Below are 21,316 nucleotides of genomic sequence, written 5' to 3'. Positions count from 1 at the left end.
GATATCATTTGCATACGAATGAATTGGCCGGCACACCGGCTGGTCTTGGGGAAGGCCGCTCCTCGCGAAGTTTATGTCTGCGGTGAAATGGAAGGCAGGCGTGACTCGTTACGCAAAGCCCACCGAACTTGAACAGGCGCTCGCCCTGCTTGGCGAAGGATCCTGGCGAATCCTTGCCGGCGGCACTGATTTCTATCCGGCCTTGGGCAACCGGCCATTGCGGGAAAATGTGCTCGACATAAACGGCCTCTCGGCGCTGCGCGGCATCGCCGAGACGGACAGCCATTGGTCTATCGGCTCGCGCACCACCTGGACCGATCTCATCGGGCATGAGTTGCCGCCGGCCTTTGATGCCCTGAAGCAGGCGGCGCGTGAGGTCGGTTCGCAACAGATCCAGAACGTCGCGTCCATTGCCGGCAATCTTTGCAACGCTTCTCCGGCCGCCGACGGTGCTCCGGCGCTGATGGTGTTGGGCAGCGAGGTCGAACTGCGTTCTGCGGCGTCGACGCGATACCTCCCGCTCGAAGCCTTTATTCTCGGCAACCGCCGCACCGCCTTGCAGCCCAACGAGATGGTAACGGCCATTCGCGTTCCGAAGGCCGCCGCCACCGGCCGCTCGGCCTTCGTCAAGCTTGGCGCACGGCGCTACCTGGTGATTTCGATCGCCATGGCCGCCGCCCGGTTCGTCATCGAGAACGGAATAGTTGCGGAGGCTTCGATTGCCGTTGGTTCCTGCTCGGCGGTTGCTGTCCGCTTGGCGGGGCTGGAATCCCTGCTGCTGGGGAAATCGGTCAGGGAATTGCCGGACATCGTGCGCGATGCATCGATTGATGAACTCTCGCCCATCGATGATGTGCGTGGCACCGCCCTCTATAGGCGAGACGCAGCGCGGGAAATCGTCAGGCGCGCCATGCTCTCCGCCACCGGACTTGATTCCGCTGAAGTGGCGGCCGGGATGGTCGCATGAGCATCGACGGCGTTGACATCGAGTTCGCGGTGAACGGAACGGCAGTTTCGGTCCGAACCCTGCCTGTTCGCCGCCTTTCGGCGCTGCTGCGCGATGATTTGCGGATGACGGGAACGAAGGTGGGCTGCGATGCCGGCGATTGCGGCGCCTGTACGGTGCTGGTCGAAGGGGCGCCAGTCTGCGCCTGCCTGGTGCCGGCTGCATCCGTGGCCGGATGCTCCGTTACCACAGTCGAAGGGCTTGCCGCCTGCAATCTGTCGGCGCTGCAGGCATCCTTTCTAAAGCACGGCGCGGCCCAGTGCGGCATTTGCACGCCAGGCCTTCTCGTCGCGGCAACAGCCTTGCTGGAACGGAATGCCTCTCCAACCGAGGCGGAGGTGCAGGACGCGCTGGGCGGGATACTGTGCCGCTGCACCGGCTACCGCAAGATCGTCACGGCAGTGATGGACGTCTCGTCGAATGCGCTCGGATTGGATCGCCGATGGCCGAGGGTGGGGCAGGCTGTGGGAGCGTCGCCGGTCCGGCTGGACGGTGTGCCGAAAGTGACGGGGGCTGAAAAGTTCGGCGCCGATTCCTTCCCGACGGACGCTTTGGCTGTGGCTGTGATCCGGTCGCCTTATTTCCATGCGGATTTCAGCTTTGGCGATCTTGCTGGATGGGCTGAGGGCCGGCCGGGCATCGTCGCTATCTTCACGGCGGCCGACATTCCCGGACGCAATTGTTTCGGCGTCATCACGCCCTTTGCCGATCAGCCGGCGCTGGCCGAGGAAACGGCGAGGTTCCGCGGCGAGGCGGTGGCGCTGGTCGCGGGCGAGCGGGAAGCGATGCTCGCTCTCGACCTCACGGATTTTCCCGTGGAATGGCGCGAGCGGCCCAACATGCTGGAAGCGGCCGCTGCAACCGCCGAAGGCGCGTACCGCATTCATTCTGGCCGTGAGGGAAACCTGCTGACCAGCGGCTTTGTCGAACGCGGCGATCCTGACGAAGCGCTTGCCGGCGCGGCCTTCATCGTGTCCGGCGCCATCAGCACCTCCTATGTCGAACACGCCTATATCGAGCCGGAGGCAGGCCATGCCCATATGGACGGCGACACGCTAGTGGTCGTCGCCTGTACCCAGGCGCCCTACATGGACCGCGACGAGACGGCCAAGGTGTTGGGACTCGCCCCTGAAAAGGTCCGCATCGTGCCGACCGCCACAGGTGGCGGTTTTGGCTCCAAGCTGGACATCTCATTGCAGCCGCTGATCGGGCTCGTGGCATTGAAAACAGGCCGACCCGCCGCCCTTGCCTACACACGCGGCGAATCCATGATGTCGACGACCAAGCGTCATCCGGCACAGATGCAGGCGCGCATCGGCGCCGACGCCGAAGGCCGCATTGTCGGCATGACTTTCGCGGGCGAGTTCAACACCGGCGCCTATGCGAGCTGGGGGCCGACCGTCGCCAACCGCGTGCCGGTTCATGCCAGCGGCCCTTACCTCACGCCGAACTATCGCGCCTGGGGGCGGGCGATCCATACCAACGGCCCGATCTCAGGGGCCTTTCGCGGCTTTGGGGTACCGCAGGCGACGCTCATGCAGGAAACCTTGTATGATGAGCTTGCCGCAAAGCTGAACATTGATCGGCTTGAGTTCCGGCTGCGCAATTGCCTTCGTAACGGTGCCGAAACGGTTACCGGACAATGGCTGGAAAGCGGCGTCGGCATTGCCGATTGCCTGGACGCGTTGAAGCCGCACTGGCGGCGTGCCCTGGCCGAGGCCGAAGCCTTCAATACATCGAACAGCGGCCTGAAACGTGGCGTTGGCATAGCCTCGTGCTGGTATGGTTGCGGCAACACGTCTTTGCCAAACCCGTCCACCATCAAGGTCGGCCTCTCGCAAAGAGGCGAGGTGGTGCTGCATCAGGGCGCGGTCGACATCGGCCAGGGTTCGAACACAGTCATCGCGCAGATTTGCGCAGACGCGCTTGGCGTGCCGCTGCAGTCGCTGCGCCTCAGGGGCGCCGACACCGCGATAACTCCCGACGCCGGCAAGACATCCGCCTCGCGCCAGACTTTCGTCACCGGAAAGGCCGCGCAAAAAGCCGGTCAGGCGCTGCGCGACGCGGTCCTGCGCTTTGCCAATGTTTCGGCGCAGGCCGAGCTCGATCTTGACGGATCGGTCGTGGTGATCCGCGAGGACGAGGCCGTCCGGCGCATCGATCTGGCGTCGATGCCGGCGGATGCCGATGGCTTCGTCTTTGTGGCTGAGGAGACCTACGATCCGCCGGTGACTGCCATGGATGCCAAGGGCCAGGGTAAGCCTTATGCCGTCTACGGCTATGGCGCGCAGATCGCTGAACTCGAGGTCGATATGAAGCTCGGCACGGTGAAGCTCATCAAGATCACCGCGGCACACGATGTCGGCAAGGCGATCAATCCGATACTGGCGGAAGGCCAGATCGAGGGCGGTATCGCCCAAGGCATAGGCATGGCGCTGATGGAGGAATACATCCCCGGCCGCACCGAGAATTTACACGATTATCTCATTCCGACAATCGGCGACGTGCCGCCGATTGAAACGATCCTTGTCGAGGTGCCCGATCCCGAAGGTCCGTTCGGCGCCAAGGGGCTGGGCGAGCATGTGCTGATCCCGACGGCGCCGGCCATCCTGAACGCGATCCGCCATGCCACCGGCATTCTCGTCACCAAGGTTCCCGCCACCCCGTCACGGGTGCTGGCGGCAATCCAGGCAGGAAAGGACGCCGCATGAGCGAGCTTTCCGAACGGTTTGAAACCCACGATCCCGGTCAGAAGCAGATAGCCGAAAAGGTTCGCTGCGACGCCTGTCCCGTCATGTGCTACATCGCCGATGGCCGCACCGGAGCTTGCGATCGTTACGGCAACATAGACGGCCGCATCGTTCGCATGGACCCGCTGACGATCCTCGATCATGCGGCCGATGCCGGCGGCGCAGTCGTTCCCTTTGCCGCGGGGGACCGGGAGTGGAACGGCGATCTTGTCAGCACCGCGCGCCCGTTCGTCACCGCCATCGGCGCCGGCACGACCTATCCCGACTACAAGCCGGCACCCTTCATCGTCAGCCAGGAGGTCGAGGGTGTCGATCTCGTGACCGTCGTCACCGAAGGCATCTTCTCCTATTGCGGCGTCAAGGTGAAGATAGATACGGACCGTCACCTCGGTCCCGAAACGGCGATGGTGCGAGCGCAGGGCGAGGCGGTCGGCCACGTGACAACAGGTGAATACGGCTCGCAGATGCTGTCGCTCGGCGGCGTGCACCATCTGACCGGCGGCTCGAAGCAGGAAGGCCGCGTCACCTGCGACACACTGCTCGACCTTTGCAACCGCAAGCCCGTCGAACTGGCCATCGAGGGCGGCTCGACGGTGATCGTCGAAGCCGGCAAGCCGCCCGTTATCGACGGCAAGGCCGAGAGCCGCATGCGCGTCGGCTGCGGCTCCGCCACCATCGGCATGTTCGCCTCGCAATGGCGCGGGCTGGTCGACGAGGTCGTCGTGGTCGACGATCACATCACCGGTGTCGTGTCCGAGCATCAGGCCGGCAAGGTGCTGGGCTGGGAAGACACCGGCATCAGGATCGTCGGTCGCCGCTCAACCCCTGGCCGCTATTTCAAGGTGTCGGAACCAGGCATCGGCTGGGGCGGCACGAGCATTTCCGACCCGCGGTCGATTCTTGGCGACTGGAATGAAAAAAAAGGCGCTCGCCCCGGCCTGTCGCTGCTCATGGTGTCGACCACTGGCGAGCAGTTTACCTACTACGAACTGGACGCGGCGTTGAAGCCGGTCGAAAAGCCGTTCCCTGAACGGCTGCGCAAATCGGTGGGTCTGATCGAGGACAATTGCGAGCCGGCGCTGTGCACGGTGCTGTTCATTGGCGGCGCGGGCGGTTCGCTGCGGGCCGGCGTCACCGAAAATCCGGTCAATCTCACCCGTTCCGTCCAGGGGATGAAAACCTATGTCACAGTAGGCGGCGCGCCGGTCTATGTCTGGCCCGGCGGTGGCATCACCCTGATGGTGGATGTCACCCGCGTGCCCGAAAACGCCTTCGGCCATGTGCCGACCCCGGCGCTGGTGGCGCCGATAGAGTTCACGCTGAGACGGGATGACTACATAAGGCTTGGTGGCTACGCGGACGAAATCCGCAGCGTCGAAGACGTCAAAGCGCGAGGCGGCGAATATCTCAATGCCCGGCGCGACAGGGACGCTCCACCCAGCAATCCGTGGCCACCGCTGGCGCAATTGCACAGAGGTGGCGAGGGTGGCCGATCATGAACGGCCCGCAGGCGCACTGGCTGGAAGACGGCAGGCGGCTTCATCTCAATCACGGACCTATCGATCTTGTCATCGAGGTTTTCGGACCGCCGACCGAACGCCGGTTGGCTTACGAGCAAGCGGTCGCCCGCTTCGAGACAGTGCTCGGCGAACTGGTGGAGGAACTGGCCGAACTTCGCCGGCCGGCCACTCCTGGGCCCCGGCCTTTCTGGCGCACAACTGCTCGCCGTATGGAGCAGGCGGTTTCGCCACTCGCCCATACCTTCATCACGCCGCTGGCGGCCGTGGCCGGCTCGGTTGCGGATGAAGTGCTGGTGGCTCTGGTGGCGGGCCGTACGCTCGACAAGGCCTATGTCAACAATGGAGGCGACATCGCTTTGCATCTGGCCCCGGGCCAGACGATGACGTTGGCGATCGGCGGAACCGGCCATGGCCTCTCGGACCGTATCGCTATCAGCGCCGACAACCCGGTGCGCGGCATCGCCACCAGCGGCTGGCGTGGGCGGTCTTTCTCGCTTGGAATTGCTGATGCCGTGACGGTGCTGGCCCGCAATGGCGCTGCGGCCGACGCTGCCGCAACGCTGATCGCCAACGCGGTCGATCTGCAGGGCCACCCCGCGGTGGCGCGTCGGCCGGCGTGCGAACTGGCACCGGACAGCGATCTCGGCGGGCGGCTGGTGACGACTGGCGTGGGATATTTGTCCGAGCAGGATATTGAAACGGCGTTGGCCGCCGGCCTTGCGGTGGCGGAGGATTTTCGCCGGCGCGGCCTGATCGAGGCGTCGGCATTGTTCCTTGCAGGCAGATGTGTGATGACGGACCCATTCCCGTTGAAGAGTTCTCTTTCGCCGCCGGCTGGAACCATCGACCAGTCATTCGCCAGGGGTCCTGCCCATGCCTGACTTTCCCGTCCGCAAGATCGCCGTCATTACCGAGGAAATCCTTCATGAAGGTGGTCCGGCTCCCGCGATGCCGCGTCGCCGCGCCGCCGCGTGGGCAATCGTGCTAAACCCGTTTGCCGGCAAATATGCCGCCGATCTGCAGCCGGCGATGGATGATCTGAAGCCGCTTGGCCTTGACCTTACCGACCGATTGATCGCTGCGCTGGGCGGCGATGTCGTGCAGATTGACGGCTACGGCAAGGGCGCCATTGTCGGCAGCGCAGGCGAGATCGAACATGGCGCGCTTTGGCATGTGCCGGGCGGTTATGCGATGCGGGAGCGCCTCGGTCAGGCCAAGGCGATCGTGCCCTCGGCGATGAAGGTCGGCGGCATTGGCGCGACACTGGACGTGCCGCTCGGACACATCAACGCCGCCTATGTTCGCAGCCATTTCGACGCCTTCGAGGTGCGCGCCGGCGACGGCCCCCGCGCGGACGAAATCCTGTTTTGCCTCGCCATGGCCTGTGGCCCGCGCATCCACAGTCGTATGGGTGGGTTGGAAGCCAAGGACATCAAGCTGTGGGACGGCCAGCGATGACCGGCGAAAGCAATCTCCTCAAGATCGTCGAGGCCGATGCCGCCACGGACGAGGCCTATCACCTGCAGGAGCAGGTGGGCTTTATCCTGCGCAAGGCGCACCAACGCCATGTCTCGATCTTCGCCGCTCATATCGCCGACCTGACGCCGCCGCAGTTCGCGGCGTTGGCGAAGCTTCACGACGTCGGCGAAACCTCGCAGAACCAGCTTGGCACGCTTGTCGCCATGGACGCAGCCACGATCAAGGGTGTCATCGACCGGCTGAAGGCGCGAGGATTGGTCGATCTTTCCAGGCATGATGCCGACAAGCGCAGGCTGATGGTGAGCCTGACCGCCGAGGGAAGATCGACCATCGAGCGGCTCATCCCGCTGGCGCAGCAGGCCACACAGGAGACGCTGGCGCCGCTGACGGACAAGGAAATCGCCACTTTCCTGAAGCTTCTGGCAAAGCTTGCCTGAGCCCCGCATTCATGAGGAGGCGCTGGTGACTGATCCGGTGGACAAGCCCCGAAACGCCCTCTGGCGCTGTCTCTATACGCAGGGCCATGACGCCGCACTGCTCACGACTGTCTCCAACGGCTGGAAGCTGACCGGGACAGCCGTGTTCCGGGGCGACAACGGGCCGATGTCAGCCGGTTACTCGGTCGAAATGGACGAGGCCTGGGTAGCGTTTCGAGGCGCCGTCGCGGGCTTTTCCGGCGGACGGCATTTTCGACACGAAATTGAAAAGACGGCGGAGGGGTGGATGCTCGACGGCAGGCCTAACGGGCTGGTGGAACTGACCGATCTCGATTTCGGCTTCACGCCCGCAACCAATTTCCAGCAGTTGCGGCGTGCGAACTTGCATATTGGCGAAAGGGCTGAATTCTCCGTCGTCTGGTTCGACATAGGCAGGGAGCGCTTGCTTGATTTGCCGCAGATATACGAACGGCGCGACGACACCCACTATTGGTATGAGTCGCCCACGAGCGGATATCGGGCCACGCTCGAGATCGACAGCAGCGGTTTCGTTCGGCTCTATCCGGAACTGTGGCAGATGGAGGATCGGACAGCTTCAGCGGTATGAGGTTCCGAACAGTCGCTCCGCCTGCTCCAGCGTATAGTAACCCATCTCCACATCGCGGCGGATCGGCTCGGGGCTGCGCTCCGCCGGGTCGCCATAGCCTCCGCCGCCGGGGGTCGCCACCCGCACGCGGTCCCCGGCCTTGAGAGGAATGTCCTGTTCCTTGGAAAGATGCGGCGGCACATGTGCCTCACCATCCCGGAAAACCGTTACCTCGTTCACCGCGCCGTCCCCGCCACCCAGAACGCCCTGCGGTCCGAAGCGGCCGTGGTCCATGACGAAGGAGGCCCGCGCCTCGCCGCGCAAAAGCTCCACTTCATAGGCGAGACCGAAGCCGCCGCGATGCTTGCCGGCGCCACCGGACCCTTCACGCAAGGCATAGTGGCGGTAGAGCACGGGGAATGCCTGCTCCATGATCTCGACCGGCGGGGACTTCGAAATGCCGATGGTCGAGCAGCCGTTGGAGAGGCCGTCATGGCCGGCATTGCCGCCATAGCCGCCGCCGGAGATCTGGTACATGACATAGTCACGCCCGCGCAGCGGATCGCTGCCGCCAAGCGCGAAATTGCCGCTCGATCCGGCCGGGGCCGCCGTCACTTTTTCCGGCAATGCCTGAACCATCGCCGCGAATACGGCTTCGGCGATGCGCTGCGAAACCTCAGCCGCGCAGCCCGAGACGGGGCGTGGATAATGCGCATCGAGGAAGGTGTCCTCCGGCGTATTGACGACAAGCGGCTCGAAGGCGCCGGCGCTGATCGGAACGTCGGGAAAGATGTGGCGCATGGCGAGATAGACAGACGACAGCGTCGTCGCCAGCACGCTGTTCATCGGCCCGGCGCAGGGTTTCGACGATCCTGTAAAGTCGAAAGTCAGCCTGTCGGTCGTCTTCTCGACAGCCAAAGCGATGGTCAGCGGTTCGTTCACGACGCCGTCTGAGTCCACGAACGCCTTGGAGCGATACGTGCCATCCGGGATGGCGGCGATATGCGCGCGCATCTGGTCGGCGGCGCGGCGGCGCAGTTCCGCAATGGCCTCGGAGACTGTTTCGTCGCCGTAACGGTCCAGGATTTCGTTCACCCGGTCTTGCCCGACCAGCAAGGCGGCTGCCTGCGCCTTGATGTCGCCGATGCGCTGGTCCGCGACCCGGATGTTGGATGAAATGATGGCGTGGATCTCGCGGTCGAGCACGCCTTTCTTGAACAGTTTAACCGGTGGCAGCCGCAGTCCTTCCTGCTCGACGGCTGTTGCGGAAGCCGAGAAGCCGCCCGGTACCGAGCCGCCAATGTCGGGCCAATGACCGGTGTTGGACAGCCAGCAGAAGATACGGCCCGCCCGGTAAAGCGGCATGACAAAGCGTACATCCATCAGATGCGTGCCCCCGAGATAGGGGTCGTTGACGATGTAGATGTCGCCTTCCTCGGGCGGCAGGCAGCGCCCGTCGGCGATCATCTCGATAACAGTTCTCGTCGAATACTGCATGACGCCGACGAACACCGGCAGGCCCTGGCTGCCCTGTGCGATCAGCGAACCGTCAGCTGCCGAATAAATGCCGTCCGAGCGGTCGTTGGCTTCCGCGATGACGGGCGAAAAGGCGGCGCGCGAAAATGTCAGGTCCATCTCGTCGCAGGCCTGCTGCAGCGCCGCCTGGATGACGGAGAGAGTTATGGCGTTGAGCGTGGTCATCGTCCCACCTCGATGACCAGATTCCCATCCGCGTCGCTCTGCGCCCGGTCGCCCGGCTCCATCACCGTGGTGCAGTCCATCTGCTCGAGGATCGCAGGACCCTCGATCATGGCATCGAGCGGCAGCTTTTCGCGATCGTAAACCGGCGTATCGTGCCATATCCCGCCGTACCAGACAGGCCGGACCTCGCGCAGCGCGGCATCAAGGCTGGAAGCTCGCCCGGCCGGATCGATCAGTCGGCTAAGATCGAGCGGCGTCCGCACACCGGTGACGGATGTGTTGAGATTGACCAGTACGGCGCGGATTTCCGGCAGTTTGACCCTGAAACGTGCGAAGTAGGCGCGCTCGAACAAATCTTGCAGCACCGCCCGTTCGATGTGGGCCGAGGGGAGCGGCACGTTGATGATATGCGTCTGGCCGATGAACTGCATGTCCGCCGAATGGGTGACGCGAATCGTTTCAGGCGTCACCGCTTCCTTGGCGATCAGCGCCTCGCCTTCTGACCTGTGGCGCGCCAGAATGCCCGCCGCCTGCGCTAAATCGAGGCCGCTGACCGGCTGGTTGATCGTGTTGACGAAATCGTGGCGCATGTCGGCCACCACGCAGCCCAATGCATTGGTGATGCCCGGCCGCGCGGGCACCAGTACGCGCGGCAGGCCGAGCTCTCGCGCCAGCGCCGAGGCGTGCAGCGGTCCCGCGCCGCCGAAGGCGAACAGGGAAAAGTCGCGCGGGTCATGCCCCCGTGCAACCGAGACCATGCGGATCGCCCCCGCCATCTTGATGTTGCCGAGGCGCAGAACGGCGCCTGCGGCGTCAACGCCCGACAGTCCGGTCGCCCGGCCGATCTTGTCTTCGAATATTCGCGTGACGCTCTCCATCGAAATCGGATGATCGACCGCCAAAAGCTTTTTCGGCGCCAATCGGCCAAGCACCAGGTTGGCGTCGGTCACGGTGGGCTCGCTGCCGCCGCGGCCATAGCAGATCGGGCCAGGGTTGGCGCCCGCGCTTTCCGGTCCAAGCTGGATGAGACCTGCCGCATCGACGCGCGCGATCGACCCGCCGCCGGCACCCACCGTATGCACCGCGACCATCGGCACATGGATCGGCATCCCATATTCGATTTCGATTTCGTTGGAGACGGCCGGTTCGGCGTTGCGGATCAACGCCACATCGGTCGAGGTGCCGCCCATGTCGTATGTGACGAGATTGGGGAACCCGGCGCGCTTGCCGGTATAGGCGGCGGCGATGACGCCGGAGGCGGGTCCCGACATCACGGTCTTTGCCGACTCTGCGGTGACGAAACGGGCCGAGATCATGCCGCCATTGCCGTTCATGATCAGGAAGTCGCGCGCATAGCCCTGCGCGGCCAGTTCCTTGCGCAGCCTGGCGACATACCGTTCCAGTATGGGCTGGACGGAGGCGTTGACGGCGGCGGTGACGCCGCGCTCGAACTCGCGCGCTTCCGACAGAAGCGCATGGCCGGCGGTGATGTGGCCGTTGGTCCAGATCTCAGCGGCGATCTCGGCCGCGCGCCGCTCGTGCGTGGGATTGGCGTAGGAATGGAGGAAGTGGATGACGAGGGATTCGCAGCCGGCTTCGACAAGGCGCTGCACGGCCTCGCGCACTTCTTGCTCGTCGAGCGCGACACGGATCGCGCCGCCGGCTTCGACGCGCTCCGTCACCTCCAGCCGCAGATTGCGGGGAATGACGGGCACGAATGTTCCGGTCATCCCGTAGGCCTGTGGCCGGGTGCGCCGGCCGAGCTCGATCACGTCGCGGAACCCCCGCGTGGTGATCATGCCGGTTTTCGCCAGACGCCGCTCGAGCACGGCATTGGTGGTGGTCGTCGTGCCGTGGACGATGAGGTCGATGTCGGAGACTGGGAATTGCGTGGCGCCAAGCGCCGAAACCACGCCGAAGGCCTGGTTCTCCACGGTGGTGGGTATCTTGGCGATGTGGACGCTTCCGCCGTCGCGCGCGTCGATCAAAAGCAGGTCTGTGAAGGTGCCGCCGACATCGATGCCCGCGACGACGCTGCCGGCCGCGGCCGAAACTTTCTCATTCATTCCCGAAACCCGAAATGCTCGAACTACGGATATGTATCAGTTTGGAAAGGCGTTTCCCGCACTTATCTTGACTCGGAGATCGTTTGTATACTAATAGTTTTACGAAACAAGGGCTTACGTCATTTCGGCCCGGCAGCGCTTCTGCGGCTCGGGCGCGTCGTGTCGTCGCCCTTTTTGCCCTACAAGCGCCAGGTAACGAGCGCCAGGCAGAGGTTGGTTTTGAAATGAACACCATTCCCGCGTTGAACGACGCAGGCGCGAAGGCGCAATTTCCGATACCTGCCAATGTTTTCGCCGAGACGGTGGTATCGGTGAAGCATTTTACCGACCGTCTGTTTGCGTTCCGCATCACCCGTCCGCAATCGTTCCGATTCCGCTCGGGCGAGTTTGTCATGATCGGCCTGCCTAATGCCGAAAAGCCGGTCTTCCGCGCTTATTCGGTCGCCAGCCCGGCCTGGGACGACGAACTGGAATTCTTCTCGATCAAGGTGCCGGACGGCCCGCTGACCTCGCACCTGCAGAAGATCCAGGTCGGCGATACTGTCATCATGCGGCAGAAGCCGACCGGCACGCTGGTGCTGGATGCGCTGACGCCGGGCAAGCGGCTGTTCATGATCTCCACCGGCACGGGCATCGCGCCTTTCGCCAGCCTGCTGCGCGATCCCGATACCTATGAGAAGTTCGAGCAGGTCTATCTGACCCACACCTGCCGCGACATTGCCGAGCTGACCTATGGCCAGGAGCTGGTTTCGGCTCTGAAGAACGACCCGCTGATCGGCGAACTGACCGGTGGCCGGGTCACGCTCTACAACTCCACCACGCGCGAGGCTTCGGCCTGCATGGGCCGCATCACCGCGCTGATCGGTTCCGGCAAGTTCTATTCCGACCTCGGCATCGAACCGCTGGATCCGCAAACCGATCGCGTGATGATCTGCGGCTCCATGCACATGCTGAAGGACGTCAAGGAAATGGCCGAGGGGCTCGGCTTCGTCGAGGGCTCGCTGAGCCAGCCCGACAGTTTCGTCGTCGAGCGCGCCTTCGTCGGCTGATCGCGGGGACGCCAGCTGGACTGGCGGTTCGCCAGCCATCCCCTGTCTTCGGATCGCAGGATGCGGAGATCGGCATGGACGTTAGCAGGACGATCTGTCAGGCCATAAGCGGGTGGCGCCGGCTCCGCTTCACTTACAAGGACAGCGTCCGGATCGTCGATCCCTATATTCTCGGCTATGGCGAGAATGGCGCTCTCATTCTCTCGGCCGTGCAGGTGTCGGGCGGCAGCGGCCGAGGTTTTCGCAGTTTCGCCGTGCAGGACCTGGAAGCACTTGCCGTCACCGCCGAAAAATTCTTCGGCAACCATCCGGACTACAACCCGCGCGACAGGTTTTTTCGTCGGATAGTCTGCCAGATCTGATTCCGCAAGACTGGTCCTTGACGTCTCAAGTTTTGTTCTTTACCGAGAAAAAACATTTGGAATGCGGTGCCGGTCGTGTCGGGTTGGCGTGACGAAATGACCGCAGCGGGAGGACGATCATGATAACGAAACTCGCTGGCAAGACGGTGGTCATCACGGCTGCAGCGCAAGGCATCGGCCGGGCCAGCGCGCTTGCCTTCGCGGCTGTGGGTGCGAAGGTGCATGCCACAGACATCAACGAAACGGCGCTGTCGGAGCTCACCGGAAAGTCCGGCATTTCGACCCGTCGGCTGGACGTGCTCGATAACGCCGCGGTCGAAGCCGCCTTCGCCGAAATCGGCCCGGTCGACGTGCTGTTCAACTGCGCCGGCTTCGTCCATGCAGGCTCCATTCTGGAGATGAAGGAAGGCGATCTCGATTTCGCCTTCGACTTGAACGTCCGCGCCATGGTCCGCACCATCCGCGCTGCGCTGCCCGGCATGCTGGAGCGCGGCGACGGCGCGATCATTAACATGGCCTCCGTTGCCGGCGCGCCAAAGGGCGTGCCGAACCGCTTCGTCTATGGCGTCACCAAGGCGGCGGTCATCGGTCTGACCAAGGCGGTGGCGGCGGACTATGTTGGCAAAGGCATCCGCTGCAACGCCATCTGCCCTGGCACGGTCGAAAGCCCGTCGCTGGAAGGCCGCATGCGCGCGGGTGGAGACTATGACGCGGCCCGCGCCGCCTTCATCGCCCGCCAGCCCATGGGCCGGCTGGGCACGCCTGAGGAAATCGCCGACCTCGCCGTCTATCTCGCCGGTGCTACCTATACGAGCGGGCAGGCGTATAACATCGATGGCGGCTGGTCGATCTGAGAGACCCTCCGCCGGGCGCGCGACGCGACTTTCCGCGCATCCCGTGCTCACATACTTAAAGTACGCTCCGCTCCGGTTCTCGAAAAGCCACGCCGTGCACCTAGGCGGAGCGAGTTTTCAAACGGCTTCTCGGCCGTAATCAGGGAGACAAAATATGAAACTTCTGCGCTACGGCGAACCCGGTTCGGAAAAACCCGGCCTCCTGGACGCCGAGGGGTCGATCCGCGACCTGTCCGGCAAAGTGGCTGACATCGGCGGCGCGGGCATCTCACCTGAGGGCCTGGCGAAACTGGCGGCGCTCGATTCCGCCTCGCTGCCCAAGGTCGACGGCAAGCCACGTCTCGGTCCGTGTGTGGCGGGTACGGGAAAATTCATCTGCATCGGGTTGAACTATTCAGACCATGCCGCCGAGACCGGCGCCACCGTGCCGTCCGAGCCGATCATCTTCATGAAGGCGACTTCGGCCATCGTCGGCCCCGACGACGACGTGCTGATCCCGCGCGGTTCGGTCAAGACCGACTGGGAGGTCGAACTCGGCGTCGTCATCGGCAAGACGGCGAAGTACGTTTCCGAAGCCGAGGCGCTGGACTATGTCGCCGGCTACTGCGTTGCCCACGACGTGTCGGAGCGCGCCTTCCAGGCCGAGCGGCAGGGGCAGTGGACCAAGGGGAAGAGCTGCGACACGTTCGGTCCGACCGGTCCATGGCTGGTGACCAAGGACGAGGTCGCCGACCCGCAGAACCTTGCAATGTGGTTGAAGGTCAATGGCGAGACCATGCAGAACGGCTCGACGAAGACCATGGTCTACGGCGTGGCGCATCTCGTCTCCTATCTCAGCCAGTTCATGAGCCTGCAGCCCGGCGACATTATCTCGACCGGAACGCCGCCCGGCGTCGGGTTGGGCATGAAGCCGCAACGCTTCCTCAAGGCCGGCGATGTCGTCGAACTCGGCATCGAAGGACTGGGCACGCAGAAACAGAACATCAGGGCGGACGGGTAGGCGCTCTCCGCACGGGTGCGCCAAGCTTACTTGATAGCCTTCCCATCCGCATCGAACCGATAAGTCTTCGTCGGGTCCGGCGTTGCATAAAGCGTCGCGCCGGGCTCGGCATCGTAGACGCCGAAAATGCGCACCGTGATCAACCCGGTCTTTTCGCAGTCGAGATAGAGGTTGGTGTCGGCGCCGAGATGTTCGGCATGCACCACTGTGCCCTTCCAACTGCCCTTCTTCGGGTCCACCGTGATGTGCTCCGGACGGACGCCGATCGTTTTCGCCGTCTCGCCCAGCCGCCCGCCGTCGATGAAATTCATCTTCGGCGAGCCGATGAAACCGGCGACGAATTCGTTTGCCGGTGCATTGTAGAGCTCCATCGGCTTTCCGACCTGCTCGATGCGTCCGCCGTTGAGCACCACGATCTTGTCGGCCAGCGTCATCGCCTCGACCTGATCGTGGGTGACATAGATCATCGTTGCCTTCAGCCGCCGATGCAGTTGGGCGATTTCCAGCCGCGTGTTGACCCTGAGAGCCGCGTCGAGGTTCGACAGCGGTTCATCGAACAGGAACAGCTTCGGCTCGCGCACGACGGCGCGGCCAATGGCGACGCGCTGGCGCTGGCCGCCTGACAGTTCCGCCGGCCGGCGCTTGAGGTAGGGCTCCAGCGACAGCATCGACGAGGCAATGCCGATGCGCCGGTCGATCTCGCTCGCCGCTTCGCCGGCCTGCTTGAGGCCAAGGCCCATATTGTCACGCACGGTCAGGTGCGGGTAGAGCGCATAGGTCTGGAACACCATGGCGATGCCGCGCTTGGCCGGCGGCGTGGCGCTGACATCGTCACCGTCAATCAGCACGCGACCGGAGGAAGAGTCCTCCAGACCGGCGATGACCCGCAGCAGCGTGGACTTGCCGCAGCCGGACGGCCCGACGAAGACGACGAACTCGCCATCCTCGACGGTCAGGTCGATGCCTTTCAGCACATCCACCTTGCCGAAGGACTTTTGCACATTCTCGATTTTCAGCGAGCCCATTTCAGCCTCCTACCCTCCCCTTGTGGGGAGGGTGGCGAACGCAGTGAGCCGGGTGGGGTGTGCCTTTGATCCCGCATCTGCTGCTCGCAAGTTTCATATCCCCACCCCGTCTCGCAAATCTCCGCTTCGCTTCATTTGCTCGTCGACCCTCCCCACAAGGGGGAGGGTGAGGCGCATCTCCCTCACAGCCGCACCGCCTTGCCGGTCCGCACGCTCTCGTCCGCCGCCAGACACACGGCCAGCGACTTCACCGCGTCGTCCATGTGGCGGGTCAGGTCGATGTCCTCGCGGATAGCCTTGAGCAGAAAGGCTTGTTCGGCGTCGCACAGTTCCTGATGGCCGGGTTCACCCTTCATAGACAGAAGCTCGTCCGGATTGGCGAATTTCCCATCCGGTCCGGTCGTCGCGCTGTGCAGCCTTATGGTCGAGGTTTTCGTATGTGTATCGATGTCGTCGGACTTTACGCCTTCGGCCATGACGATCGACACGCAACCCTTCGGCGAGATGACGTCCTTCACGAAGAAGGCGGTTTCCGAAATCATCGGACCCCAGCCGGCCTCGTACCAGCCGACCGAGCCGTCCTCGAACAGCACCTGCAGATGGCCGTAATTGTACATGTCCGACGCGATCTCGCCGGACAGCCGCACGCCCATGCCACGCACTTCCACCGGCCGGGCATCGGTGATCTGCAGCATGACATCGAGATAATGCACGCCGCAGTCGACGATCGGCGAGGTCGTCTGCATCAGTTGCTTGTGCGTGCCCCATGTTGCGCCAGAGGATTGCTGGTTCAAATTCATGCGGAAGACATAGGGGCCGCCGAGTTTGCGGGCCTCCGCGATCAGCCGCATCCATGATGGGTGATGGCGCAATATGTAGCCGACGACCAGCTTCTTGCCGTTAGCCTTCGCTGCATCGACGACGCGCTGCGCATCGGCGACCGTCGTGGCCAGCGGCTTCTCGACGAAGACGTGGCAGCCGGCTTCCAGTGCGCGCACCGCATAGTCCGCATGGCTGTCCGAATAGGTGGCGATGGCGACGACATCGGGTCTTTCGGCGGCGATAGCGTCGTCGAAGGAACGGCGGATTTCCTGGCCGGACAGACCGCCCGGCAACGGCACGTCCGAACGGTTCACCAGCGCGGCGATCTCGAAGCCCGGATTCTCGTGATAGGCCAGCGCATGGCTGCGGCCCATATTGCCGAGCCCGGCAACGACGACGCGCAGGGGGGTCAGCGACATGCTCATTTCACCGCTCCTGACGTGATGCCGCGGATCAGTTGCCGCGAGAAGATGACGTAAAGAACGAGCACCGGCAGGATGGCGAGCGACAGCGCCGCAAGCACGGCGTTCCAGTTGGTGACGAACTGGCCGAGGAAAAGCTGCGCGCCCAGCGTCACAGTCTTGGTGCTTTCCGACGGTGCCAGGATGAGCGGGAACCAGAGATCGTTCCAGATCGGGATCATGGTGAAGACGGCGACGGTCGCCATGGATGGCCGCACCAGCGGCAGCACGAGGCGGAAGAAGATCGTGTATTCGGACAGGCCGTCGATGCGGCCGGCGTTCTTGAGGTCGTCGGAGACGCCGCGCATGAACTCCGACAGGATGAACACGGCGAGCGGCAGCCCCTGCGCCGTATAGACCAGGATCAGCGCCGTCAGCGTGTTGACCAGTCCGCCGGCGACCATCATCTGCAGGATCGCCACGGTGCCCAGCCGGATCGGGATCATGATGCCGAGCGCCAAATAGAGCCCCATCAGCGTGTTGCCGCGAAAGCGGTATTCCGACAAGGCGAAGGCCGCCATGGCGCCGAACAGGAGCACGAAGAACAGCGACGCGACCGTGACGACGATGCTGTTCTGGAAATAGAGAAGGAAGTCGCCCTGGTTCACCACCGTGGCGTAGCCGACGAGGTCGAACGTCGTGCCTGTCGGCGGCATCAGCGGCGTGCGGAAGATGGCGGCGCGCGACTTGAACGAATTGACGATGATCAGCACGACCGGAAACAGCGCGATGATCGTATAGAGGATCAGGATCGCATGGGCGGCAACCGAGCGTGGAAGGGAAGCAGTGGCGCGGCTCATCCTACCCCCTCAGAACTGGTAGCGACGCAGGCGCGTCTGGATGAGGAACAGATAGATGCACACGCCGGCGAGGATGATCAGGAACATCATCGTCGCGATTGCCGCACCCATATTGGGATTACCGACCTGGAGCTGGAAACCGAAGAAGGCGCGGTAGAGGAAGGTGCCAAGAATATCGGTCGAGTAGTTGGGGCCGGCAAGCGCGCCTTGCGCCGAGTAGATCAGGTCGAAGGCGTTGAAATTGCCGACGAAGGTGAGCACCGAAATAATGCCGATGGCCGGCAGGATCAGCGGCAGCTTTATCTTCCAGAATTGCGACCAGCCAGTCACGCCGTCGCATTCGGCCGCCTCGATCACTTCATCCGGGATCGACAGCAGGGCTGCATAGATCAGCATCATCGGGATGCCGACGAACTGCCATACGGAAATCAGGGCCAGCGTGGTCAGCGCATAGGCTTCCTTGCCGAGCCATGGCGTGAACAGGCTCTTCAGGCCGATCAGGTCGAGCAGGTTTGGCGCCACGCCCCAGAGCGGCGACAGGATGAGCTTCCAGGCAAAGCCGACAACGACGAAGGAAAGCACAGTCGGTACGAAAATGGCCGTGCGGTAGAAGGTGGAGAAGCGCAGGCGCGGGCTGGACAGAAGCGCCGCCAGCAGGATGCCGATCGGATTTTGCACGAGCATATGGACGATGAAGAACCATACATTGTTGCGCAGCGCGTTCCAGAAGCCAGCCGACCAGTTCGGGTCGCCGAACAGGGTGCGGAAATTCTGCAGGCCGACGAAGGTCTGGCTTTGCTCGATGTTGCGGAACAGGGAAAGCTGCAGCGTGCCGGCCAGCGGTAGGATCATGATCGCGGTGTAGACCAGCACCGCCGGCGCCAAGAACACGAGGATGTGCCAGCGGAACGGTTTTTTCGGTGATGCTGTTGCGGCCATGGATGCGAGCCTGTTGAGAAGTTGGAGATTAGCCGCGTCCGCTGGGCCGGCACACCCTCCCCTTTGAGGGGAGGGCGGGGAGCAATCGTAGCGGAGCGAAGATTGAGAGCAGGGCTGGGGTAGGTCAGCGTGGAGCGCTGCTTCGATCACCCCCGCCCGCGTCAAAAACCTCGCAAGCTCGGTCCTCCCCAAAAGGGGGAGAGCAACGTGCTCTTACTTAGCCGGCTTGTACCAGGCGTCGAGACCGTCCTGCAGTTTCTTGGCTGCGGCTTCCGGCGTATCGGTGCCATTGATCACATTTGCCGATTCCACCCAGGTCTCATTCTCGAGGTTCGGCGTGCCGCGCGACAGGATCTGGTAGGTTGAGCGGATCGTCGGCTTGCACTTCTCGCGCCACGAGACGAACTCCTGCGCCAGCGGGTCTTCCATCTTCACCGGCGAGGAGTTCAGGCTGAAGAAGCCGGGCAGCGCGTTGGCGTAGATGGTGGCGAATTCTGGCGAGGCGACCCAGGTGAGGAATTTCTTCGCCGCGTCAGCGTTCTTGGAGGCGGCGTTCAAACCCATGCCGATGTCGTTGTGGTCGGAGATGTAGCAGGTGTCGCCGGCCTTTTCGACCGGCGGCGGGAAGGCGCCCATCTTGAACTGCGCCTGCGTGTTGAACACCGAGATTTCCCATGAGCCGGACGGATAGATAGCGGCGCGCCCGAGCGTGAACAGGTTCTGACTGTCGGGATAGGTCTGTGCCTCGAAGCCGTCGCCCAGATAGGGCTTCCATTTCGCCAGTTCGGCATAGGGAGCGACCCAGTCGGCGTCAGTCAGTTTCTGCTCGCCCTTGATAAGCGCCAGACGGCCTTCCTCGCCCTTCCAGTAGTTTGGACCGATGTTCTGATAGCCCATGGTCGCGGCTTCCCAGAGGTCCTTGGTGCCCATCGCCATCGGCACGTAGGTGCCGTCGGCCTTGATCTTGTCGAGCGCTGCGAAGAACTCGTCACGCGTCTGCGGCACCTTGATGCCGAGCTTGTCGAAAGCGTCCTTGTTGTAGATGAAGCCATGGATGACCGAGGCCATAGGCACGCAGAAATTCGCCTTGCCGTCGTCCGTGGTCCAGGCCGCCTTGGCGACATCGGAGAAGTTCTCCATGCCGGGCAGCGTGGTCAGGTCGGCGAGGTTCTTCTTGTTGTAGAGGTCGAGCGACTTGTCGAACGGGCGGCAGGTGATCAGGTCGCCGGCCGAACCTGCCTGAAGCTTGGCGCCGAGCGCGGCATCATACTCGGTTGGGGCCGACGGCGAGAACACGACCTTGATGCCGGGATTCTTGGCTTCGAAAGCCGGGATCAGCTTCTCCTGCCAGATGGCGAGATCGTCGTTGCGCCAGCTTTCGATGTTCAGCGTCACGTCCTGGGCATGAGCGGTGCCGGCAGCGCCAAGCACGCTCGAACCCAGAAGAAGGGCGGTAAAGAGCTTCGTCTTCATTTTCAGTCTCCCAATTGACCTTTTTCAGGTTCGGCTTTGAAACGGTTGGGGGTGGTTTGCATCCTCCCCTCGATTGCGGACAGGGCCGGCCTGAGCTTCTGGCCGCTTTGGTCCAGCATTTTGTGTGCCGTATCGGCATCGGTCGCACCCGCTGCCAAAAGGATGGCGGCCTTGACGGAGCCACCGCTTTTCTCAAGCAGGCGAGAAGCCTCATCATGGCTGCGGCCACTGACCGACGCGACGATGCGTGTGGCGCGGTCGCGCAGCTTGATGTTGTCCGCGGTCAGATTGACCATGTAGCCGTCATGCACATGGCCGAGATGGATGGCGGCCAGCGTCGACAGCATGTTGAGCGCGATCTTCTGCGCCGTGCCGGCGCCCATGCGGGTCGAGCCGGCGATGACTTCCGGCGGGGTCTTCAGGAGAATGGCGACGTCGGCTTGCTTGAACAGCGCTGCATCGGCGTTGTTGGCGATGGCGATAGTGGCCGCACCGCGCCGTCGGGCTTCTTCAAGCGCCTGCAAGGCGTAAGGCGTCGAGCCGCTGGCGGAGACGGCAATCAGGCAATCGCCCGCGCCGATCGATGCCGATGCAACAGCCTCCTTCGCTCCTTCCGTGTCATCCTCGGCGGCCCCTGCAAGGGTGCGGAGCGCCTCGTCGCCGCCGGCCAGCAATATCGAGATGCGCTCGCGCTCGAGGCCGAACGTGCCGGGTAATTCCAGCGCATCGGCCAGCGCCATCAGCCCCGAACTTCCGGCTGCCGCATAGGCGAGCCTGCCGCCGGCGCCCAGGCAATTGGCAACGATGGCGGCGGCTTGTGCGATGGCGGGAATGGCGTCGCGCACGGTGGCGGCGGCTTCAATCTGCGCGTCGGCCAGCGACCGCAGGATGGCGTCGGGAGCCTGGGCGTCGAGCCCGGGAGCATTCCTGTGCTGCGCTTCTGTGCGCGGTTCCGCCATCTGTTTCCTCCGAATGAAAGACAATAC

Annotated in this window: 19 protein-coding genes; 11 read left to right on the top strand and 8 right to left on the bottom strand. The window is 63.4% G+C overall.

Going from position 1 to position 21,316, the window contains the following annotated elements:
• Positions 1-100: 100 nt before the first annotated feature.
• The 7 genes from J2X35_RS10630 to J2X35_RS10600 are packed head-to-tail and all read left to right on the top strand — an operon-like array spanning position 101 to position 7,799.
• A complete protein-coding gene (locus tag J2X35_RS10630) occupies positions 101-967 on the top strand; it encodes a xanthine dehydrogenase family protein subunit M (RefSeq protein ID WP_310185167.1) in 867 nt (288 codons plus the stop codon).
• Positions 964-3,717, top strand: coding sequence for a molybdopterin cofactor-binding domain-containing protein (locus J2X35_RS10625; protein WP_310185165.1), 2,754 nt, complete (start codon positions 964-966; stop codon positions 3,715-3,717). The genes J2X35_RS10630 and J2X35_RS10625 overlap by 4 nt, the downstream gene beginning before the upstream one ends.
• Complete coding sequence (locus J2X35_RS10620) at positions 3,714-5,255, top strand: 6-hydroxynicotinate reductase (protein ID WP_310185162.1); 1,542 nt, start codon at positions 3,714-3,716, stop codon at positions 5,253-5,255. Before J2X35_RS10625 ends, J2X35_RS10620 begins: the two co-directional genes overlap by 4 nt.
• The gene (locus J2X35_RS10615) at positions 5,252-6,157 is read left to right on the top strand and encodes a UPF0280 family protein (RefSeq protein ID WP_310185160.1); all 906 of its coding nucleotides are present in this window, start codon (positions 5,252-5,254) and stop codon (positions 6,155-6,157) included. The genes J2X35_RS10620 and J2X35_RS10615 overlap by 4 nt, the downstream gene beginning before the upstream one ends.
• A complete protein-coding gene (locus J2X35_RS10610; protein ID WP_310185159.1) occupies positions 6,150-6,734 on the top strand; it encodes an amino acid synthesis family protein in 585 nt (194 codons plus the stop codon). Before J2X35_RS10615 ends, J2X35_RS10610 begins: the two co-directional genes overlap by 8 nt.
• Positions 6,731-7,192, top strand: coding sequence for a MarR family transcriptional regulator (locus tag J2X35_RS10605; protein WP_310185157.1), 462 nt, complete (start codon positions 6,731-6,733; stop codon positions 7,190-7,192). The genes J2X35_RS10610 and J2X35_RS10605 overlap by 4 nt, the downstream gene beginning before the upstream one ends.
• Before the next feature lie 25 nt (positions 7,193-7,217).
• The gene (locus tag J2X35_RS10600; RefSeq protein WP_056206848.1) at positions 7,218-7,799 is read left to right on the top strand and encodes a putative glycolipid-binding domain-containing protein; all 582 of its coding nucleotides are present in this window, start codon (positions 7,218-7,220) and stop codon (positions 7,797-7,799) included.
• Here J2X35_RS10600 and J2X35_RS10595 read toward each other — a convergent pair.
• Both J2X35_RS10595 and J2X35_RS10590 read right to left on the bottom strand, forming a co-directional pair.
• Entirely contained in the window at positions 7,788-9,479 is a 1,692-nt protein-coding gene (locus tag J2X35_RS10595; RefSeq protein ID WP_310185154.1) for a hydantoinase B/oxoprolinase family protein, read from the bottom strand. The genes J2X35_RS10600 and J2X35_RS10595 overlap by 12 nt on opposite strands.
• Positions 9,476-11,545: a hydantoinase/oxoprolinase family protein gene (locus J2X35_RS10590; RefSeq protein WP_310185151.1), complete on the bottom strand. Its 2,070-nt coding sequence runs from the start codon at positions 11,543-11,545 to the stop codon at positions 9,476-9,478. Before J2X35_RS10590 ends, J2X35_RS10595 begins: the two co-directional genes overlap by 4 nt.
• A gap of 224 nt (positions 11,546-11,769) precedes the next feature.
• Here J2X35_RS10590 and J2X35_RS10585 point away from each other — a divergent pair, with 224 nt between their 5' ends.
• From J2X35_RS10585 to J2X35_RS10570, 4 genes are all read left to right on the top strand, one after another.
• Entirely contained in the window at positions 11,770-12,594 is an 825-nt protein-coding gene (locus J2X35_RS10585) for a ferredoxin--NADP reductase (protein WP_310185150.1), read from the top strand.
• 74 nt (positions 12,595-12,668) lie between these two features.
• On the top strand, positions 12,669-12,956 hold the full coding sequence (locus J2X35_RS10580; RefSeq protein ID WP_310185149.1) for a WYL domain-containing protein: 288 nt from the start codon (positions 12,669-12,671) through the stop codon (positions 12,954-12,956).
• A gap of 119 nt (positions 12,957-13,075) precedes the next feature.
• On the top strand, positions 13,076-13,810 hold the full coding sequence (locus J2X35_RS10575) for an SDR family oxidoreductase (RefSeq protein WP_310185148.1): 735 nt from the start codon (positions 13,076-13,078) through the stop codon (positions 13,808-13,810).
• A 154-nt stretch (positions 13,811-13,964) separates the two neighbouring features.
• A complete protein-coding gene (locus tag J2X35_RS10570) occupies positions 13,965-14,810 on the top strand; it encodes a fumarylacetoacetate hydrolase family protein (RefSeq protein WP_310185146.1) in 846 nt (281 codons plus the stop codon).
• 26 nt (positions 14,811-14,836) lie between these two features.
• On the opposite strand, the gene J2X35_RS10565 is transcribed toward J2X35_RS10570, so the two are convergent.
• The 6 genes from J2X35_RS10565 to J2X35_RS10540 form a co-directional block, all read right to left on the bottom strand.
• Positions 14,837-15,835 carry an ABC transporter ATP-binding protein gene (locus tag J2X35_RS10565; protein WP_310185145.1) on the bottom strand — a complete coding sequence of 333 codons (999 nt, stop codon included), beginning with the start codon at positions 15,833-15,835 and terminating at the stop codon, positions 14,837-14,839.
• 182 nt (positions 15,836-16,017) lie between these two features.
• The gene (locus J2X35_RS10560; protein ID WP_310185143.1) at positions 16,018-17,082 is read right to left on the bottom strand and encodes a Gfo/Idh/MocA family oxidoreductase; all 1,065 of its coding nucleotides are present in this window, start codon (positions 17,080-17,082) and stop codon (positions 16,018-16,020) included.
• Entirely contained in the window at positions 17,079-17,918 is an 840-nt protein-coding gene (locus tag J2X35_RS10555) for a carbohydrate ABC transporter permease (RefSeq protein WP_310185140.1), read from the bottom strand. The genes J2X35_RS10560 and J2X35_RS10555 overlap by 4 nt, the downstream gene beginning before the upstream one ends.
• 9 nt (positions 17,919-17,927) lie before the next feature.
• Positions 17,928-18,857: a sugar ABC transporter permease gene (locus J2X35_RS10550; protein WP_310185139.1), complete on the bottom strand. Its 930-nt coding sequence runs from the start codon at positions 18,855-18,857 to the stop codon at positions 17,928-17,930.
• A 213-nt stretch (positions 18,858-19,070) separates the two neighbouring features.
• Entirely contained in the window at positions 19,071-20,330 is a 1,260-nt protein-coding gene (locus J2X35_RS10545; protein WP_056114194.1) for an ABC transporter substrate-binding protein, read from the bottom strand.
• A gap of 2 nt (positions 20,331-20,332) precedes the next feature.
• Positions 20,333-21,289 carry an N-acetylmuramic acid 6-phosphate etherase gene (locus J2X35_RS10540; protein WP_310185136.1) on the bottom strand — a complete coding sequence of 319 codons (957 nt, stop codon included), beginning with the start codon at positions 21,287-21,289 and terminating at the stop codon, positions 20,333-20,335.
• Positions 21,290-21,316: the final 27 nt, after the last annotated feature.

This window comes from Mesorhizobium sp. BE184 (assembly GCF_031457045.1).
Classification (GTDB): Bacteria; Pseudomonadota; Alphaproteobacteria; order Rhizobiales; family Rhizobiaceae; genus Mesorhizobium.
Note: the sequence above shows the minus strand (reverse complement) of the source record. Positions and strands in the feature narration are given on the sequence as shown.

Excerpts from the sequence above, each read along its gene's own strand:
- J2X35_RS10625 (WP_310185165.1), top strand. The coding sequence starts at position 964 with ATGAGCATCGACGGCGTTGACATCGAGTTCGCGGTGAACGGAACGGCA.
- J2X35_RS10620 (WP_310185162.1), top strand. The coding sequence starts at position 3,714 with ATGAGCGAGCTTTCCGAACGGTTTGAAACCCACGATCCCGGTCAGAAG.
- J2X35_RS10615 (WP_310185160.1), top strand. The coding sequence starts at position 5,252 with ATGAACGGCCCGCAGGCGCACTGGCTGGAAGACGGCAGGCGGCTTCAT.
- J2X35_RS10610 (WP_310185159.1), top strand. The coding sequence starts at position 6,150 with ATGCCTGACTTTCCCGTCCGCAAGATCGCCGTCATTACCGAGGAAATC.
- J2X35_RS10605 (WP_310185157.1), top strand. The coding sequence starts at position 6,731 with ATGACCGGCGAAAGCAATCTCCTCAAGATCGTCGAGGCCGATGCCGCC.
- J2X35_RS10595 (WP_310185154.1), bottom strand. The coding sequence starts at position 9,479 with ATGACCACGCTCAACGCCATAACTCTCTCCGTCATCCAGGCGGCGCTG.
- J2X35_RS10590 (WP_310185151.1), bottom strand. The coding sequence starts at position 11,545 with ATGAATGAGAAAGTTTCGGCCGCGGCCGGCAGCGTCGTCGCGGGCATC.
- J2X35_RS10585 (WP_310185150.1), top strand. The coding sequence starts at position 11,770 with ATGAACACCATTCCCGCGTTGAACGACGCAGGCGCGAAGGCGCAATTT.
- J2X35_RS10580 (WP_310185149.1), top strand. The coding sequence starts at position 12,669 with ATGGACGTTAGCAGGACGATCTGTCAGGCCATAAGCGGGTGGCGCCGG.
- J2X35_RS10575 (WP_310185148.1), top strand. The coding sequence starts at position 13,076 with ATGATAACGAAACTCGCTGGCAAGACGGTGGTCATCACGGCTGCAGCG.
- J2X35_RS10570 (WP_310185146.1), top strand. The coding sequence starts at position 13,965 with ATGAAACTTCTGCGCTACGGCGAACCCGGTTCGGAAAAACCCGGCCTC.
- J2X35_RS10565 (WP_310185145.1), bottom strand. The coding sequence starts at position 15,835 with ATGGGCTCGCTGAAAATCGAGAATGTGCAAAAGTCCTTCGGCAAGGTG.
- J2X35_RS10560 (WP_310185143.1), bottom strand. The coding sequence starts at position 17,082 with ATGAGCATGTCGCTGACCCCCCTGCGCGTCGTCGTTGCCGGGCTCGGC.
- J2X35_RS10555 (WP_310185140.1), bottom strand. The coding sequence starts at position 17,918 with ATGAGCCGCGCCACTGCTTCCCTTCCACGCTCGGTTGCCGCCCATGCG.
- J2X35_RS10550 (WP_310185139.1), bottom strand. The coding sequence starts at position 18,857 with ATGGCCGCAACAGCATCACCGAAAAAACCGTTCCGCTGGCACATCCTC.
- J2X35_RS10545 (WP_056114194.1), bottom strand. The coding sequence starts at position 20,330 with ATGAAGACGAAGCTCTTTACCGCCCTTCTTCTGGGTTCGAGCGTGCTT.
- J2X35_RS10540 (WP_310185136.1), bottom strand. The coding sequence starts at position 21,289 with ATGGCGGAACCGCGCACAGAAGCGCAGCACAGGAATGCTCCCGGGCTC.